General features: G+C 50.4%; 17 protein-coding genes. 16 read left to right on the top strand and 1 reads right to left on the bottom strand.

The genetic code is table 11. The annotated features are described in order from the left end of the window. Positions 1-14 precede the first annotated feature (14 nt). The 10 genes from FKP33_RS23720 (at position 15) to thyA (ending at position 8,983) form a co-directional block, all read left to right on the top strand. Entirely contained in the window at positions 15-878 is an 864-nt protein-coding gene (locus tag FKP33_RS23720; protein WP_127608786.1) for a shikimate dehydrogenase, read from the top strand. A gap of 50 nt (positions 879-928) precedes the next feature. Further along, complete coding sequence (locus FKP33_RS23715; protein ID WP_127608785.1) at positions 929-1,747, top strand: sugar phosphate isomerase/epimerase family protein; 819 nt, start codon at positions 929-931, stop codon at positions 1,745-1,747. 255 nt (positions 1,748-2,002) lie between these two features. Next, a complete protein-coding gene (nikA, locus tag FKP33_RS23710; RefSeq protein WP_258313540.1) occupies positions 2,003-3,610 on the top strand; it encodes a nickel ABC transporter substrate-binding protein in 1,608 nt (535 codons plus the stop codon). A gap of 1 nt (position 3,611) precedes the next feature. After that, the gene (gene nikB, locus FKP33_RS23705) at positions 3,612-4,556 is read left to right on the top strand and encodes a nickel ABC transporter permease (RefSeq protein ID WP_141336527.1); all 945 of its coding nucleotides are present in this window, start codon (positions 3,612-3,614) and stop codon (positions 4,554-4,556) included. A gap of 77 nt (positions 4,557-4,633) precedes the next feature. Further along, positions 4,634-5,425, top strand: coding sequence for a nickel transporter permease (gene nikC, locus FKP33_RS23700; RefSeq protein ID WP_372814054.1), 792 nt, complete (start codon positions 4,634-4,636; stop codon positions 5,423-5,425). A 33-nt stretch (positions 5,426-5,458) separates the two neighbouring features. Then, positions 5,459-6,403, top strand: a complete 945-nt coding sequence (locus FKP33_RS23695) for an ATP-binding cassette domain-containing protein (RefSeq protein WP_181410259.1) — start codon at positions 5,459-5,461, stop codon at positions 6,401-6,403. Further along, on the top strand, positions 6,400-7,179 hold the full coding sequence (locus FKP33_RS23690) for an ABC transporter ATP-binding protein (RefSeq protein WP_141336525.1): 780 nt from the start codon (positions 6,400-6,402) through the stop codon (positions 7,177-7,179). Before FKP33_RS23695 ends, FKP33_RS23690 begins: the two co-directional genes overlap by 4 nt. Before the next feature lie 30 nt (positions 7,180-7,209). After that, a complete protein-coding gene (locus FKP33_RS23685) occupies positions 7,210-7,707 on the top strand; it encodes a DMT family transporter (RefSeq protein ID WP_306439393.1) in 498 nt (165 codons plus the stop codon). A 13-nt stretch (positions 7,708-7,720) separates the two neighbouring features. Further along, positions 7,721-7,867 carry a hypothetical protein gene (locus tag FKP33_RS28000; RefSeq protein ID WP_280531822.1) on the top strand — a complete coding sequence of 49 codons (147 nt, stop codon included), beginning with the start codon at positions 7,721-7,723 and terminating at the stop codon, positions 7,865-7,867. A 321-nt stretch (positions 7,868-8,188) separates the two neighbouring features. Next, on the top strand, positions 8,189-8,983 hold the full coding sequence (thyA, locus tag FKP33_RS23680; RefSeq protein ID WP_141336524.1) for a thymidylate synthase: 795 nt from the start codon (positions 8,189-8,191) through the stop codon (positions 8,981-8,983). Between the two features lie 195 nt (positions 8,984-9,178). On the opposite strand, the gene FKP33_RS23675 is transcribed toward thyA, so the two are convergent. Continuing rightward, positions 9,179-9,952 (bottom strand): IclR family transcriptional regulator, encoded by a 774-nt coding sequence (locus tag FKP33_RS23675; protein ID WP_164751888.1) that lies wholly within the window; start codon positions 9,950-9,952, stop codon positions 9,179-9,181. Between the two features lie 195 nt (positions 9,953-10,147). On the opposite strand from FKP33_RS23675, the gene FKP33_RS23670 reads away from it, so the two are divergent. From FKP33_RS23670 to FKP33_RS23645, 6 genes are read left to right on the top strand one after another with little or no spacing between them, the layout of a single operon-like run. Then, entirely contained in the window at positions 10,148-11,962 is a 1,815-nt protein-coding gene (locus FKP33_RS23670; RefSeq protein ID WP_141336523.1) for a thiamine pyrophosphate-requiring protein, read from the top strand. 41 nt (positions 11,963-12,003) lie between these two features. After that, entirely contained in the window at positions 12,004-12,567 is a 564-nt protein-coding gene (locus FKP33_RS23665; RefSeq protein ID WP_127608777.1) for a TRAP transporter small permease, read from the top strand. Continuing rightward, a complete protein-coding gene (locus FKP33_RS23660; protein WP_141336522.1) occupies positions 12,564-13,844 on the top strand; it encodes a TRAP transporter large permease in 1,281 nt (426 codons plus the stop codon). The genes FKP33_RS23665 and FKP33_RS23660 overlap by 4 nt, the downstream gene beginning before the upstream one ends. A 26-nt stretch (positions 13,845-13,870) precedes the next feature. Further along, a complete protein-coding gene (locus FKP33_RS23655; RefSeq protein ID WP_236595781.1) occupies positions 13,871-14,944 on the top strand; it encodes a TRAP transporter substrate-binding protein in 1,074 nt (357 codons plus the stop codon). Between the two features lie 57 nt (positions 14,945-15,001). Further along, a complete protein-coding gene (locus FKP33_RS23650; protein ID WP_141336521.1) occupies positions 15,002-15,946 on the top strand; it encodes a ketopantoate reductase family protein in 945 nt (314 codons plus the stop codon). A gap of 15 nt (positions 15,947-15,961) precedes the next feature. Next, positions 15,962-17,422, top strand: a complete 1,461-nt coding sequence (locus tag FKP33_RS23645) for an aldehyde dehydrogenase family protein (protein WP_054797994.1) — start codon at positions 15,962-15,964, stop codon at positions 17,420-17,422. Positions 17,423-17,476 lie beyond the last annotated feature (54 nt).

Genomic DNA, 17,476 nt, shown 5'->3' with positions numbered 1-17,476 from the left:
GGAACAGTGATGTCATGACGAGCAATCAAACCAAATGGACAGGGCTATTAGGGTATCCCGTCGAGCACTCCATGTCTGCGGTTATGCAAAATGCGGCGTATCAAGCTTTGGGCTTACCTTATCAGTACGTGTCTTTCCCGGTTCCGCCGAATGAGTTAAAAGACGCGATTTCCGGAATTAAAGCGCTTGGATTCCGGGGAGTTAACGTCACGATTCCGCATAAAGTTGCGGTTATGGAGCTGCTCGATGAGGTTGACGACTTGGCGCGCGATATCGGCGCTGTAAACACCATCTCCTTAGACCGGGGCCGCCTGATCGGATTTAATACGGATGGAACCGGATATATTCAGTCGTTACAGGAAGATTGCGGCATCGATGTATCCGGGTTGAATGTGCTTGTGCTCGGGGCAGGAGGAGCTGCGCGCTCCGTTACGGCCGCGCTGGCGCGTGCGGGAGTCGGACGGCTGCATATTTTCGACCCGCGGCCCGACTGCTCGCACAGCTTGGCGAAGCAGTTGGCCTTGCGGGTGGAGGCCGAAGCGGTAACGGATACGGTTATGGAGAAGAGAGGGCTGGCCGACATCGATTTATTGATCAATGCAACTCCGGTAGGGATGTACCCTCATGTGAACCATATGCCTCTGGCTCCGTCACTGCTGCATCCGGGATTGACCGTAAGCGATATCATATACAATCCCTACGAGACGGCCTTGATTAAGGAGGCGCAAAAAATCGGCGCTAATGTGCATCGGGGCGTAGGCATGCTTGTTCATCAAGGGGCTTTGTCTTTCCGATTATGGACGGGTCAGCAGGCGCCGAGCGATGTGATGAGAAACGCCGTGCTTAACCAATTGAGCATCGAGGTTAGGGAAGCATGAATCGGACGATTCCGTTTATGAAGACATGAATATCAGGAGGAGGAATCCGCTTGAAGATAAGCGTATGCACTTCGGGATTTAAAGATTGGCCCATCGAAAAAGTGTTGGAGTGGGCGCATCCGCTTGGGTTTGATGGGATCGAGCTGTGGATGGGGCATATTGAAAGGTACCAGGAGGAACATGGCCCGTTGGATAAATTATACGCCCGATTGCAGGAGTACGGACTCGAGGTTCCCGCTATTAGCGGATACACCACGTTCTCGGGCGGGTTTTCAGGCGAGAAGGATTTGAAGCAGGAGTTCAAAGCCATGAACCGCTTGCTTGATGTGGCCAGGCAGCTGAAGTGCCCCTTGATTCGTACGTTTGTAGGGCACATCTCATCGCGACGCGCGTCGCCGGAGCAATGGGGGCAAATCGTGCGCGACGTGAAGAAAGTCATGTCCATGGCCGATCAATATGAAATCGATATCGCCGTGGAAGTTCATTATGATACGTTCGCCGACAACACAGAATCCGTGCAAACGCTGATTCGGGAAGTGGATCACCCCCGGCTGCAGCTCGTTTTTGACGGAGCCAACCTGAATGTGGAACGGATTGATCAAATGGATGCATTGCCCATTTTATATCCTTTGGTAAAGCATGTGCATTTGAAAAACTACAAATGGGATCATTCGAACTGGTACAAGAGCACCCCGGTACCTATTTTTGAAGGCGACATTGATAATCGGACGCTGATTAAGGAGCTTGAACGACGGGGGTACCCACACTATATTTCCTTCGAATATTTTGGGGAGAAGAAGGAAGCGAACATCAAGGGTTCGCTGCAAAACTGGAATGAGCGGCAGCCTGCTGCAACGGAATGTGAATAACTTCAATCCCGATATTAGCGAGACACCTGGCCATCGTTTAGCCGGGTGTTTTTTTCTTGGTATGGACAAATAACGAGAAGCAGCTCGGGCGCGTACGTCTTCTGAACCGGTACAATAAAAAATAATCGGTCCTGTACTCATTGTTACTAATAGTAATATTTACATTTACAAATAGTAATAATTACGTTTATAATGAGGTTTGTGTCGACATAAAACCAGAATGAGAACGATAGCATAGAAAGGAAGAAACCGTTCTTGAGTACATGGATGTTCAATTCCAAACGCACACTTGTTCTTCTGCATGCATGCTTGCTAGTTATTGTTATCGCGCTGGCCGGCTGCAGCCAGAAGGAGCAGCTTCCCGGGAATGCCCAACCGGCTTCAGATAGCGGCGGTAAGGCTGGGAACGCATCTGACAAAGTTAAACAAGCAACGCTGATTTATCATTTTAAAAGCAGCAGTCTTGATCCTGCCAAAGACTATATTGTGTTGAAGGCAGGGGTTGTTGAAACGCTGGTCCGTCTGGACGAGAAGCTGGAGGTTCAGCCATGGCTGGCGACAAAGTGGGAAACCAAGGACAATAAGACCTGGAAGTTCACCATTCGCGACGGCGTATCGTTCCAAGACGGACTGAAATTGGATGCGACAGCCGTCAAGGCATCGCTGGAACGTTCAATCGCTGCGAGCAAGTCGCTGAAAGGCGCGCTGAAGATCGCTTCCATGACAGCGGCCGGGCAGGAATTGACCCTTGTGACAAGTGAGCCGCATCCTGCCCTACTCTCGGAATTGATCAATCCTTACTCGGCCATTATTAGTGTGGAAGCCGAGAAGAAACTGGGAACGCAAGCCTTCAACGCGGCCCCGGTCGGTACGGGACCCTTTAAGGTGAAGAAATTTACGCCGAATGTGGAGATTTTATTAGAACGTTACGACGGTTACTGGGCTGGGGCTGCCAAGTTGAACGAAGTCGCATTTAAGTTCAATGAGGACGGTAATGTCAGAGCGCTGGCGCTGCAGTCGAAGGAAGCCGATATTGCCACCCAGATTCCGGCCGAAAGCGTTGCTTCCGTACAAAAGGACAGTGCCTTAACCGTCGAAACGATAGCAGGACTTCGCGTCCATTTCCTGCTCTTCAACCCGAGTCGGGAAGCCGTGAAGGATGTAAAGGTCCGCAAGGCGCTGGACATGCTGCTGAACCGTGAAAGCATCGCCAAAGACATCATGCTCGGGAATGCTACACCGGCCAACGGACCTTTCAACACACGTCTTCCTTTTGGCAGCCAAGATCCGGTCCAGAAGCTGGATATAGAGGGAGCGAAGAAGCTGTTGGAAGAAGCGGGGTACACCGCGGGAGCTAACGGGAAGCTGGCGAAGGACGGCAAGCCGCTGACGCTGGAAATCGTGACTTACAAAGCTCGTCCCGAATTGCCGCTTATCGCGCAGCTGCTGCAGTCGGATGCGGGGAAAGCCGGGGTTACGATCAACATTCAAACCGTGGAGAACATCGACACCTTTTTACGCGAGAACAAGAATTGGGATATGGTTACCTACAGCAACTTGTCCGCACCCCGCGGCGACGGGGGCTATTTCCTGAACTCGGCATTGATGCCGGGGGGATCGCTGAATGCGGGGAATATCAGCATTGAGAAGTTGACTGCGGTTATTACACGTCTTAACGCGACTAGCGATGTGCAACAGCGCAACGAAATCACGCAGGAAGCATTAGCCATTATCAAGGAAGAAGTTCCGCATGCTTATGCGGTTTATCCCAATGTCATCGTGGGCCTCAACAAGCGAATTACCGACTGGAAGCCGGGTGCGGAAGAGTACTATATCGTGACCCATAAGATGGATGTGAAGTAATGTGCTGAGACTGGTCAAAGCGCGATTGCTGCAATTGGTTGTCGTCCTGTTTATATTATCGCTGGTGACGTTTTCCTTGATGAAGCTCGCGCCCGGGGATCCTGTCCTTCGGTTATTACGGGCGGACGAAGTTCATGTAACGCAAGCCGATGAAGCCGCGCTCCGGGAGGAGCTCGGCCTCAACCGGCCTATATACGTGCAATATTTGGAATGGATGTCTAATTTGCTCAGGCTTGATTTTGGAGATTCGTTAATTAAGGGGAAGCCGGTTTTGGACGAAATGGCGGATCGTCTCCCCGCAACCGTGCAGCTAACGATGGGCGGTTTAGCGGTCATGCTCCTCCTTGCCGTGCCTCTCGGCATGCTGGCTGCGAAATTTCCGGGCGGTCTTCCCGATCAATTGGGACGAATATTTGCGCTTATTGGCGCTTCCATGCCGCTATTCTGGGTTGGTCTCATCATGATTTATATCTTTGCCTTCAAACTGCAATGGTTCCCCACAATGGGACACGGCGGCTGGCGTGAATTCGTTCTTCCTTCCGTCTCGATTGGTTTCGGATTGGCGGCGGTACATGCGCGCTTGCTGCGCTCCGGCATGCTCGACAGCTTGTCCCAGGAATATATACGCGCGGGGCGGGCAAGAGGCATTTCGGAGTGGCGTATATTTTTCCGGCATGCGCTGCGTGCAGCCCTCATCCCGGTATTGACGGTATTTGGCATGACTTTCGGCAGTTTGGTTGCAGGCTCGGTTGTCATCGAGACCTTGTTCTCTTGGCCAGGCTTGGGAAGTATGGCGGTTGAAGCCATATTCCAGCGGGATTATCCGTTGGTTCAGGGATATCTGATGCTGTGCGGAGCCTTTATTATTATCATAAATCTGGTCGTCGACCTGATCTATGGCATCCTTGATCCCCGGATTCGCCTGCACAAGGGGGGAACGGCATGAACGGTTCTGGTTCTGCAGCGGTTCCATTCACTCGGCATGCCCGTCCCACGGTATTCGGAAGCATGCTGCGCAATCCGATGGTTGTGACCGGCATGAGCATTTTGCTTGCCATGCTGATCTTAACGCTGGCGGGTCCTTTTCTTATTGCGAACGATCCGGTCACCGTAAACATGTCGGAGCGGCTCCTTCCGCCCAGCTGGGAATACCCTCTCGGCACGGACCAGTTGGGCAGATGCCTCTTCACCAGACTCGTGACGGGAGCGGAAACGACGCTTGGCATCTCGGCGCTTATCATCGTGATGGTGATGCTGATCGGCATTCCGTCAGGATTATTATCCGGTTATATCGGCGGCCGCGTCGATGCCCTCCTGATGCGGATCGTCGACGGGATGAGCGTTCTGCCAGACTTTATGCTGGTCATCGCCATATCCGGGTTTCTGGGCCCCAATCTCCAAAACATGATTATAGCCATCGTGCTGATCAACTGGATCGGGTACGCAAGAGTGGTTAGAAGTATCGTACTATCCGAGCGGGAGAAGGAATATGTATGGGCGGCTCGCGTCGCCGGTTGCAGCATGTGGACGATCCTGAGACGGCATTTGCTGCCGCAAATCATTCCGCCGGTTCTGGTTTTTGCGGCATTGGATATCGGCAAAACCATTTTGGTCATTTCCGGGTTGTCCTACCTGGGCCTGGGCGCCCAGCCTCCGTCACCGGAATGGGGGGCTATGTTGAACGATGGACGCACATATTTTCAGACGGCCCCTCAACTGATGATCTATCCGGGCGTCGCGATTATGCTGGTCGTCATTTCCCTGAATTTGATCGGAGAAGGGCTGAGGGACATCCTTGATGTTCGCGGCCAATAGTTTTTGGCTTAACAAACGGGAAGGAGGCGGCATATGCAGCTGCTTGAACGCCAAGCAAGCGGCGTCAGGGAAGAGGACAGAAGCTTGCAATCTTTCGAAGCGCCGGTTTCCCCGACAAATCCCGTCCTGCAATTGAACGGGTTGACCGTCCAGATTAGACATAAAACCGGTGTCGATTCCATCATTCAGGATATATCGTTTGATATCCATCCGGGGGAAACGGTCGCTCTGGTTGGGGAAAGCGGCAGCGGGAAAAGTGTGACGGCCGGAGCCATCCTGGGGTTACTGCCGAAATCCATGCATGTGGCGGCCGGACAGATTTTGTTTCAGGGCGAAGACATTGTGCAGTGGCCGACCCCAAAGCGGAGAAAACTGTGCGGCAGTCATATCGGGTACGTATTTCAAGACTATCAGGGAAGCTTCACGCCCTTTATGAAAATGGGGAGCCAGTTGGTGGAGACGCTTCGCACGCATCGCAAACAATCGTATAAGCAGGCGAAAGCGGCGGCCCTGGCATGTCTCGAGCAGGTTGGCCTGCCGGCGGAACGCGCGTTTGACAGCTATCCGTTCCAATTGAGCGGCGGGCAGCTTCAGCGGGCCGCATTGGCAGCGGGCATGATGCTTCAGCCTGAGCTTCTGATCGCGGATGAACCGACTACTGCGCTTGATGTGCTGACGGGTGAACGAGTTCTCGATCTGCTTGACCGGATGCAGCGTCAGATCGGCTGCGCCGTTCTGTTCATCTCGCACGATTTGCATCACGTCATGAAGCGGGCGGATAACGTTGCGGTCATGCGCAGCGGCATGATCGTCGAAAGGGGGGCGTCGTCGGCGATTCATGGACGCGCCAAGCATCCGTACACGCGAATGTTATTGAATGCGAAGCCGCTTCTTTCGGAAATTCCGCCGGACTTCGACCTGGAAGACGATGAACACCTATTTGAGTCCATGCACCGGACAGGAGGGGGACCGGTATGAATGAACTGATGAGCGTCGAGGGGATCAGCAAAACATACTCGGATAACGGCGGTAAGATTGCCGCTTTGCAAGGCGTTTCGCTGCATATCCGAGAAGGAGAATGTCTTGGCATCGTTGGCGAAAGCGGCAGCGGGAAGAGCACGCTAGGGCGGCTTTTGCTTGCTCTGGAACGGCCGGACGAGGGGGATATCAGGTTTCAGGGTGTGTCCCTCACAGGATTGAAAGGCAAAGCGTTACGCACAATGAGACAGCATATTCAGGTTGTCTTCCAGGATCCCACCGCATCGCTGAACGGGCGGCTTCCCATCTGGCGTTCCGTCATGGAGCCGCTCGATAATTTCCCCAGCGTGATTCCTCCGTTCCTCGCCGATACGAGGAAATCCCGAAGAGAGACAGCCGCCAAGCTGCTGGAGATGGTCGGTCTGCATCGGGATTATGTGGAGCGATATCCGCATGAGCTGAGCGGCGGGCAGAGACAGCGCGTCGCGATCGCACGCGGAATCAGTTTGAACCCGAAGCTGCTCATTTGCGATGAACCGACCTCCAGTCTGGACGTATCGGTGCAAGCCCAAATCCTGAAGCTGCTGAAAAGCCTGCAGGTTAAGCTCGGGATGTCCTATTTGTTCATTTCTCACGATATAACGGCTGTTCGAATGATCAGCAACCGGATCATCGTGATGAAAGAGGGACAAATTGTGGACCGGTTCCAAAGCGATCAGATCACTAGCGAAGACCGGCACGCCTACACGCGTTTGTTGATTTCCGCTGCCGGTTAACCGGTAAAATAAAATCTTGGTCGAGGGTAAATGAAAAACGGCGTCATTTTTGCAATGCTATCTTCCCTTATTTTTAGCGTGATGAATGCACTGGTTAAAGAAGTCAGTTCTACGATTCCTTCATCGGAGGTTGCCTTCTTCCGAGGGTTGATCGGCACGGTCATAATCTGGCTCATGATGCGCCATAGCGAGGTTGCTTTCTCAAGGCGCGGGATTTCTATGCTCGTCTTGCGGGGCGTGCTTGGCGCGCTTTATTTAATTGCCTATTTTTATACCATTTCCAAAATCCCGCTTACGGACGCCAGCATATTGGCGCATTTGTCGCCGATCTTTGTCATCATCATGTCGGCCATTTTCCTGAAGGAGAACATATCAGGGAAGATCGCGCTGATTTTACCGATCATATTCATCGGCGCGCTGTTGTTGGTCAAGCCGTTCGACTACTCCAGCTACTCGGTTTACGCTTTTGTCGGTGTTTTGAGCGCGATGCTGGCTGCAGCTGTATTTAACCAAAGCGTTCACCCATGAGAAAGCCGTTGTCGTGGAGGTCACCCGCTATATCGGGATTGTCTATAATGCGATGCGGGGCTTTCTGTTTTGGGGCGAAGTTCCGGGCATTGTCACAATAGCAGGAGGCGTCCTGATTGTGGCCGGTTGTATGGCGTTGTCCAGGGTGGAGCCTGCTTAAGAGTTGAACCATCGAAAAGTCGTCCGTTATTGCGGACACAAACGCCAAGGAATCGCTCCCATATCAAAAAGAACGCACAGGTATCATGATAGATTCCGTAACAGAAGTCGAAGCTTACAATAGGATGTCAGCTCTTCACAATTGATTCGAACATTCCGAGCAGAATTAATCGGAGCTGGCTTTCAAGTTTCAGAGATTATGAATATAATAAGAGATGGTAGTGAGGTGGACAGAACGACTTTTGAAAAAATAGAGGGACTTGATCAAGGGAAAATTAAATGCCTTCGTCACGGCGCAAAGTTCTATCTTATGAGGTGAATAATGAAAGCTTATTTAGATCTTCTTAGGGATGTTTTAGATCATGGAATAAAGAAGGATGATCGCACGGGTACAGGGACGATTTCCGTTTTTGGTAGACAGATGCGAATGAATCTTAAAGAAGGCTTCCCGATCCTGACTACAAAGAAGCTTCATATCAAATCCATCGTTCATGAACTGTTGTGGTTTTTAAGCGGAAGTACGAATGTAAAGTATTTACGTGACCATGGTGTGACGATATGGGACGAATGGGCTGACGAAGAAGGAAATCTCGGTCGAGTCTATGGCGCTCAGTGGAGAACGTGGCAAGCGCCAAACGGTCAAGTTATGGATCAGATCTCAAAGTTGATTCATCAAATAAAGACTAATCCCGATTCTCGCAGACACTTGGTTAGTGCATGGAACGTTGCAGAAGTGGAGAACATGGCATTACCGCCTTGTCACTATGCGTTTCAATTCTATGTTGCAAATGGCCGACTATCCTGCATGTTCCAAATGAGATCGGTTGATACTTTTTTGGGGCTTCCCTTTAATTTGGCGTCATATGCCTTATTAACGCATATGGTTGCACAGCAGTGTGATTTGGAAGTCGGAGATTTGATCTGGACGGGTGGCGACGTACACATCTACCTAAATCATATTGAACAAGTCAAGCTTCAACTAACAAGGGAACCCAGACCACTGCCCACGCTGCACATCAAAAGGAAGCCTGATTCCATTCTGGATTACCAATTCGAAGATTTTGAATTCATTGGCTATGATCCTTTACCAAGTATTAAGGCACCAATCGCAATATGAATAGTGCAACAGAAATGGAACTTTATGAATCGTCAAAAAAGTTTTTCCATTAGACTTTACCAGTTCAAAGAGGCGTATGGCTGCGCTTCTTTTTTTGTTTAGAAATAATACATGAACAAACAGGACTCCTATATGCATGTAGTTGATGTAAGGAATCGAATCATCATTCAACGAGTTACACGAAGTCGCCGGCGTTTATTTAAGCTGCTGGTAGCGCAGGGATATTTCTTTGGCTGCCTGCAGCACGTGTTTGGTCAGTAACGGTATGTTGTCCGGCGTGATGCGCTGGGCTGGTCCGGGCATGCTCACGGTTGCGACGACTTGCCCCTTGGCATTCCGGATCGGAGCGGCAATCGAGGTTATTCCCTCGTGCAGCTCCCCTACGCTTACGGCATATCCTTGTTCCCTGACCTTGCGCAGTAACGCATGCATCAGATGGGCCTCCGTTATGGTTGTTTTTGTGTAGCGCTTTAATCCCTTGTTTATAATACGGTCTACGACTTCTTTCGGCTGATAGGCCAGAAAAACTTGGCCCGAGCTGGTGCAGTGGGCTGGGACCCTGCTGCCGATCTCGGAAAGCGCGGGAATGAAGTCCAGGCCGCCCACGATACGATTGAGAAAGATCACTTCATCCCCCCGAAAAATACCGAAAAGGACAGACTCCTTCGTCTTCTTTCCCAATTCGTGCAAGACAGGTAAGGCCGCTTGATGGACGGGCATCGTCGATGTGAGGACATTGCTTAATGCCAGAATCGAGATGCCGAGACGATACTGATTCGTATTCTTGTCCTTGGCGATAAAGCCTTCGCTTGCCAATGTCGTGACCAAACGGTGAACGGTGCTCTTGGCGATTCCGAGTTTGTCCGATAGCTCGCTAATCCCGAGCTCCGCTTCCTCCACCGAAAATACATTCAGCAGTCGTATTGCGTTTTGCACAGAGCTGAGCCGTTCGTCTTCTGGAGACTTCATCGTCATTTCCTCCTTCATCATGCACATCTGGTAAAGTCGAAGCTGAATTATTTCGCATTTGTTTAATATAGAAGAAAACTATAGTTTTAAAACAAGGAGTCAAATGCTATCATACATGTCAGGGGCAACAAAAGAAATGGCTTTTTGTAACCGCTTTATTAATGAAAGAATAAGCCAATTGAGAGGAGCTTCAACATGTCACAATCGATTACAGGCAACCCATCTCCGGCAGCGAATGTACTGGCGGATCGTGTAGAAACCGGCTTAAATAAAAAATATACCACGGCTACCGCATTTATGGAAGCGCTTCACGAGGCCGGCGTATCTTGCATTTTTGCGAATTTAGGGAGCGATCACCCTGCAATTATCGAAGAATGGGCGCAGGCTCAATTGCAAAACAAGGACTATCCCCGCATCATTATCTGCCCGCACGAGTTCGTCGCATTGAGTGCCGCACATACTTATGCGCAAATTAGCGGAAAACCGCAGGCGGTGTTTGTCCACGTGGAATGCGGTACACAAAATCTTGGCGGAGCCGTGCATAATGCGGCGAAAGGAAGAGTACCCGTCCTTATTTTTGCCGGGGCATCCCCCTATACCCAGGAAGGCGAGCTTGTCGGAAGCCGGAATGAACATATTCATTGGATTCAAGACGTGTTTGATCAACGCGGCATTGTAAGGCAGTACATGAAATACGATAATGAAATTCGCACGGGGAAAAATGTGAAGCAGCTTGTCCACAGGGCGATACAAATAGCGGAAAGCGATCCGAAAGGACCGGTTTATTTAGTGGCCCCGCGTGAAGTGCTGGAGGAAGAGACCCAACCGATTTCCAGCCGTCGAAGTGAATGGGAACCGTTGTCCCCGAGCGCGATTCACCCCGCTATGGTTTCCGAAATCGCGAACGATCTGCTGAAAGCGAAAAAACCGCTTATCATAACTACCTATTTAGGAAGAAATCCGGAAGCGGTTGATGAACTTGTGAAATTTAGCGAGCGATTGGCCATCCCGGTACTGGAGTCGGCGCCCTATTATTTGAACTTTCCTGGAGATCATCCGTTGCAGGTCGGCTATCAATGGAACAAGCCGGGCCAAAACCCGATTCTTGCCGAGGCTGATCTGATCCTTGTTCTGGACAGTGATGTGCCTTGGATGCCGCTTCATAATAAACCGTCCAAGGATTGCACGATTTACTACATCGATATCGATCCGTTGAAAGAGAAAACGCCTTTGTGGTATATCCCGTCCAAAAGATCTTATAAAGCCGATTCTTTTGTGGCCCTGCAGCAATTGAACGCCTATTTGGATACGGTACGCGACCAGATCGATGACAAAGCCGTACAGGAGCGTTATCAACAATTTACGGAGATTCATAACCGGCAGCGGGAAGAATGGAACCGTCTGGAGCAGCTGAGCGACAGCTCCGTCATTACTCCGGAGTATTTGACAGCGTGCATTCGGGAAGCCATTGACGAGGATACGATTGTACTGTTTGAAACCATTACGAATTATGAGACCGTCAGCAAGCATTTGCCCCGCACGAAACCCGGTACGATTTTTGGAAGCGGCGCAAGCTCTTTAGGATGGCATGGCGGAGGAGCGATCGGCGCCAAGCTGGCGGCTCCTGATCAAACTATCGTCAGTCTTACGGGAGACGGCTCTTATATTTTCAGCAATCCGACACCCGTTCACTGGGTTTCCAAAAAATACAATACGCCGTTTCTGACCGTCATTTATAACAATCATGGATGGGGAGCGCCCCGAATGTCTACGCTCGGCGTCCATCCACAAGGAATTGCCAGTCAGACGGATCAATTTTGGGTCAATTTCGATCCAACGGCCGAATTGGCTAAAGTAGCTGAAGCGGCAGGCGGGGCTTATGCGAGAGTCGTTGAAAAACCTGGCGAATTGATGGAAGCGATCGTGAGCGCTTTGCAAATCGTAAGAGAAGGTCGATCCGCTGTACTTGATGTACGTTTGCCTCAGGTTTCCAAGCAGAGCACGAATTAGGATCCATGGCACTCGTGTAACGACCCTATGGAGGGAACTCGATGAAAAATATATCCAAGTTGTTAAATAACTCCTTGAATATTATGATTGCGCTTTCGCTGGCGTTCATGTGCTTCCTGGTTTTTGGCAATGTGGTATTGCGCTATGCGTTTAATTCAGGAATTACATGGTCTGAGGAAATGTCGCGCTTCTTGTTTGTGTGGATGATATTTCTGGGTTCAATCGGGGCGCTGAAGGATAAGCAGCACCTCGGGGTAGAGATGCTGGTCAAGAAGCTGCCGCCCACGGGAAAGAAGATCGTGTACACCATAAGCAATGTGTTGATTCTCTTTGCATTGTGGCTGATTTTTGAAGGCAGCTGGAAAATGGCCCTGCTCAACCAGGACAGTAAAGCTCCTGCTACCGGATTGCCTATGATCTATTTATACGGTGTCGGTATGATCATGAGCGTGGCGATGGCCATTGTTGTTCTTGTTCATTTGTACCAGGCGTTTTTTCAAAAAGATGCGATTCATGAGCTTACTCGCCTGAAGGAATCGGAAGAAGAAATGCTCGGGGGAATTTATGATCAGGGACAGAGTCTACCGGGAGGAAACCGATCATGACCATTACCATCTTCCTTGGTTCGCTGCTGGGGGCTATGGCTGTAGGCATGCCCATCGCGTTTGCCTTATTGATCAGCGGTGTCGCTTTAATGCTCCTTCTGGGCATGTTTGACAGCCAAATCATTGCCCAGAATTTGTTTGACGGGGCGAACAGCTTCCCGCTCATGGCCGTCCCCTTCTTTATCCTCGCGGGTGAATTGATGAATGCGGGGGGAATTTCGAATCGTATTATCAATTCCGCCTTGTCTTTTGTCGGACATATTCGAGGGGGGTTAGGCTATGTAGCCATCATCGGCAGTGTCATATTTGCCGGTTTATCCGGATCGGCTTTGGCGGATACAGCCGCGCTTGGCGCGATATTGATCCCGATGATGGTAAAGGCCGGTTACGACAGAAACCGTTCGACCGGTTTGATTGCAGCGGGCGGGATTATCGCGCCGATTATCCCGCCGAGCATTCCGCTGATCATCTTCGGGGTTACGAGCGGCGTATCGATTACCAAGCTCTTTCTGGCGGGCATAGTCCCGGGGATTCTGATTGCCGTAGGGCTGGTCATTACCTGGACCATTATCGTTCGCAAAGATAATGTCGACGTGCTGCCCCGCAGCTCCTTCAAGGAAAAATGGCAGGCGACGAAACAAGCCTTTTGGGCGCTCCTGCTGCCGCTTATCATTATCGGAGGGCTGCGCGGCGGAGTGTTCACCCCAACCGAGGCAGCGGTCGTCGCCGCATTTTACGCCTTATTTGTCGGCCTGGTCATCTACCGTGAATTGAAAATCGAAAATTTGTACCATATCCTCGTGACTTCCGCCAAAACGACGAGTGTGGTCATGTTCCTGGTTGCCGCATCCATGGTGTCGGCATGGCTGATTACGGTAGCCGATATCCCGGCTCTTATCACGGATTTACTGGGTCCGTTTGTTGAAAACAAGCTGGTGCTGCTCCTGTTGATTAACTTATTGGTTTTACTGGTTGGAACAGCTATGGATTTAACGCCTACCATTCTCATTTTGACGCCGGTTCTGATGCCGATTATTGAAATGGCCGGAATTGACCCGGTTTATTTCGGGATTCTCTTCGTGCTCAACAATTGCATTGGTTTGCTGACTCCGCCGGTAGGGGCCGTATTAAACGTTGCATGCGGTGTAGGGAAAATCGAAATGGAAGATATCATGAAGGGGATTTGGCCTTTCTTGCTCGTTGAAGTGCTGATTCTGCTTTTATTGATCCTGTTCCCGTCTTTGGTTACCGTTCCGCTGCAATGGATGACTTCCTAAAAAAACTGATGAAATGAGGGGTTGCTGTGAAAAAGTGGGGGAGAAATGTAGTTGTCGGTTCGATTGTGTCCTGCTTGTTTGTTCTTACAGCTTGCGGCAGCAGTGGAAATAGCGGGGCGAACGGGTCATCAACGCCCGCTTCAAGCCAAACCGCCGGAACCAAGAACATCCAATCGCGTGTCATGAAGGCCGGGATTGTTAGCCCTAAAGGCCATCCGCAAGCGATGGGGCTGGATAAATTCGCCGAAATCGTCGAAAAAAACAGCGGCGGAAAAATGAAAATTCAGAAATTCAATGACGGAACGCTTGGCGATGATAAGAAAATGATGGAGGCGTTGCAGGGCGGTCTGCAAGAAATAGCCGTAATCACCACGCCGCCGGTATTCGGAACGATCAAAGAATTTGGCATTTTCGATTTCCCGTTAGTTTTCAAGAATGAGAAAGAAGCCGATGCCATCATGGACGGGCCTATCGGCAAAAAATTGCTCGATAAATTACCGGCGCATAATCTGGTCGGGCTTGCGTACTGGGAAAACGGGTTCCGCAGCATCACCAACAGCAAGCATCCGATTCAAAAGGCCGACGATTTAAAGGGCTTAAAGATTCGCACATTGCCGAACCAAATTCATTTGGAAGCCTTTAAAACCTGGGGCTCCAATCCGACGCCTATGGTATTCGCTGAAGTATTCGCAGCCTTGGAGAGCAAAGCGATTGACGGACAGGAAAATTCATTAGCCGTTATTGAATCGCACAAGCTGTATGAAGTGCAAAAGTATTTAAGCATCACGAATCATCTGTATGCTCCGTTCGTATTTCTTGTCAGCAAGAAGTACTGGGATCAATTATCGGATGAGGAGAAGAAGATTATACAGGATGCCGTTGCCGAATCGACGAAATTCCAGCGGGAAACCAATCGGTCCATGGCTAAGAAAACGTTGGAAAATTTAAAGAGCAAAGGCATGCAGGTCAATGAAATGCCGGCTGAAGAAGTAGCCAAAATGCAGGAAGTGACGAAGCCTCTCATTGATAAATTTTCGAAGGATGTCGGCGAAGATCTGGTGAAAGAGCTGTTCAGCGAGCTGGAGAAATTGAGAAAATAAGCGTCATGGGTGAATAATTGTACGTGATTGAGTTATAGGGGCAAGAGAGGTGCTGGAATGAAAATTGTAATTGCAGGCGCAGGCGCAATGGGATGCCGCTTTGGCTCGATGCTGTATGAGTCCGGGCAATCCGTGACCTTGGTGGACAACTGGCGCGAGCATGTGGAAGAAATCCGGAACAACGGCCTGCGCGTGATCCATGAGGGCGGAACGTCTGCATTTCCGCTGCAGGCCACAACAGATCCTGCCACAGTCGGAGTCGCCGATCTCGTGATTATATTCACCAAAGCGATGCATACGAAAACCGTTATCGTCAATACGCTGCCTATCATCGGACCGCACACCCAGGTGCTGACTTTGCAAAATGGGTTGGGCAATGTGGAAGCCATTACCGCTCATGTCCCTCGAGAACGTGTGATTGCCGGCGTTACCAATTTCGGTACCGAGCTGGTCGCGCCCGGAGTGATTCGTGCGCTTGGTTCAGGGGAAACCAGCATGATGCGCGTAGACGGACAAATCACCGAAGAGTTTCTATTGATTTGCGATAGGCTGAACAAGAGCGGTCTGCATGTAAAAATCGAACCGGACGTTATGAAAATTATTTGGAAAAAAGTCGCTTTTAACGCAGTATATAACCCTCTTGCCGCACTAACCCGATTGAAGACATTGGATATCGGCCGTTATGAGAAGTTTGACCGGCTCGCCTATGGCATCATAGATGAGGTCGTTGCTGTGGCGAAAGCGGAAAACGTCGATATCGATAGGGAGGACATTTATACATCGGTGCAAAGTGTGCTTACGCCGGAAATGTCGGGCGAGCATCTTACATCGATGCTGCAGGATGTGCTGGCCAAACGAGAAACGGAAATCGCCTTTCTCAACGGGGCGATTGCGGATAAAGCGGCGCAATACGGCATTGCAGTTCCCTACAACACGCTGCTCAGTCATCTCATCCGCATGCTGGAAACCACCTATTCCAAACAAGTCGAAGTTCTTAGATGAGGGGAGTAATCGCAAATGACACGTTATGAAGAGTTAAACCGGAGTTTTATTAACGGCCAATGGACAGAAGGCAGGAGTGACCGAACTTACGATATATTAAATCCATACGATGGTTCAACTGTTGCTTCCGTTCGTTTAGCGACAGCAGCGCAGCTTCAAGAAGCGTTTGAAACGGCGAAGAAAGCGCAGAGGGAATGGGCCCAAACTTCTGCGGATGAAAGGAAAGAGATCCTGCATAAGGCAGCCGAATATTTAAAAGCGGACCGTGAAGCGATCGTGGATGTCATTGTTCGCGAAACGGGAGGAAGCGTCTTAAAAGCGAACGTGGAGCACCATCTTGCTTTGGAAGTGCTAGAGGAAGCCATTCATTTTGCGGACGAAATTTATAAGGTGAGAGAAGTTCCTGCTGCGATCGAAGGAAAGGTCAATCATATTCATCGGCTGCCTCTAGGCGTTATCGCATCGATTTCACCTTTCAACTTCCCGTTGAACTTATCGATGAGAACCATTGCACCGGCTATTGCCTTGGGGAACAGCGTCGTACACAAACCCGATATTCAAGTGGGCTTAACCGGAGGCTCTATCATCGCCAAGGCATTCGAGCATGCCGGGCTGCCTGCAGGCGTATTGAATGTTATTTTAACGGATATAACGGAAATTGGAGACGGCATGTTAACGAATCCGCACGCCCAATTGATCAGTTTCACAGGCTCGACGGCGGTGGGAAGACACATTGGTGAAATCGCCGGCAGAAACTTAAAGCGTGTCGCACTTGAGCTTGGAGGAAACAGTCCGTTTGTGGTGTTGTCCGATGCCGACGTCGATCGCGCGGTGGATGCGGCTGTCTTCGGGAAGTTCATTCATCAAGGACAAATTTGCATGATTATTAACCGGTTTATTATCCACAAGGATAAATATGAGGAATTTGTGCAGAAGTTTGTCGAACGGGCCAAGGCAATTCCTTATGGCGACCCAAGAGATCCCAAGACCGTTATCGGTCCTCTCATTAATGAGCGGCAGCTTGAAAAAGCGATCAACGTTATTGAAGAAGCCAAACGTGAAGGGGCGAAGGTTGCCCTGGAAGGGGAACGTATCGGCAACGTACTGACGCCCTATGTATTTACGGAAGTGAGCAACTCCAGCAAACTTGCCCAAACCGAGCTGTTCGCGCCTATCGCAACGATGATTAGAGCCGATACGGACGAAGAAGCCATCCGGATGGCGAACGATACGGAATACGGCTTAAGCTCGGCCATCTTTACGAGTGATTTGGCAAAGGGAGAAGAGCTGGCCCTGCAAATCGACAGCGGCATGACGCATGTTAACGACCAAACCGTGAATGACAGCCCGACGATTCCATTCGGAGGCAACAAAGCAAGCGGTTTAGGCCGGTTTGGGAATCCGTGGATTGTAGAGGAGTTTACCGTTACCAAATGGGTCTCGGTCCAACAAACTTACCGCAAGTATCCGTTCTAAATCCAAACAAGGCGACCGTTTCACGTCATGAACGTGAAGCGGTCGCCTTGTTTG

Source organism: Paenibacillus sp. tmac-D7 (assembly GCF_006519665.1).
GTDB lineage: Bacteria > Bacillota > Bacilli > Paenibacillales > NBRC-103111 > Paenibacillus_G > Paenibacillus_G validus.
Note: the sequence above shows the minus strand (reverse complement) of the source record. Positions and strands in the feature narration are given on the sequence as shown.

Excerpts from the sequence above, each read along its gene's own strand:
- FKP33_RS23720 (WP_127608786.1), top strand. The coding sequence starts at position 15 with ATGACGAGCAATCAAACCAAATGGACAGGGCTATTAGGGTATCCCGTC.
- nikC (WP_372814054.1), top strand. The coding sequence starts at position 4,634 with ATGGTTGTGACCGGCATGAGCATTTTGCTTGCCATGCTGATCTTAACG.
- FKP33_RS23695 (WP_181410259.1), top strand. The coding sequence starts at position 5,459 with ATGCAGCTGCTTGAACGCCAAGCAAGCGGCGTCAGGGAAGAGGACAGA.
- FKP33_RS23690 (WP_141336525.1), top strand. The coding sequence starts at position 6,400 with ATGAATGAACTGATGAGCGTCGAGGGGATCAGCAAAACATACTCGGAT.
- FKP33_RS23685 (WP_306439393.1), top strand. The coding sequence starts at position 7,210 with ATGAAAAACGGCGTCATTTTTGCAATGCTATCTTCCCTTATTTTTAGC.
- thyA (WP_141336524.1), top strand. The coding sequence starts at position 8,189 with ATGAAAGCTTATTTAGATCTTCTTAGGGATGTTTTAGATCATGGAATA.
- FKP33_RS23675 (WP_164751888.1), bottom strand. The coding sequence starts at position 9,952 with ATGAAGTCTCCAGAAGACGAACGGCTCAGCTCTGTGCAAAACGCAATA.
- FKP33_RS23670 (WP_141336523.1), top strand. The coding sequence starts at position 10,148 with ATGTCACAATCGATTACAGGCAACCCATCTCCGGCAGCGAATGTACTG.
- FKP33_RS23665 (WP_127608777.1), top strand. The coding sequence starts at position 12,004 with ATGAAAAATATATCCAAGTTGTTAAATAACTCCTTGAATATTATGATT.
- FKP33_RS23660 (WP_141336522.1), top strand. The coding sequence starts at position 12,564 with ATGACCATTACCATCTTCCTTGGTTCGCTGCTGGGGGCTATGGCTGTA.
- FKP33_RS23650 (WP_141336521.1), top strand. The coding sequence starts at position 15,002 with ATGAAAATTGTAATTGCAGGCGCAGGCGCAATGGGATGCCGCTTTGGC.
- FKP33_RS23645 (WP_054797994.1), top strand. The coding sequence starts at position 15,962 with ATGACACGTTATGAAGAGTTAAACCGGAGTTTTATTAACGGCCAATGG.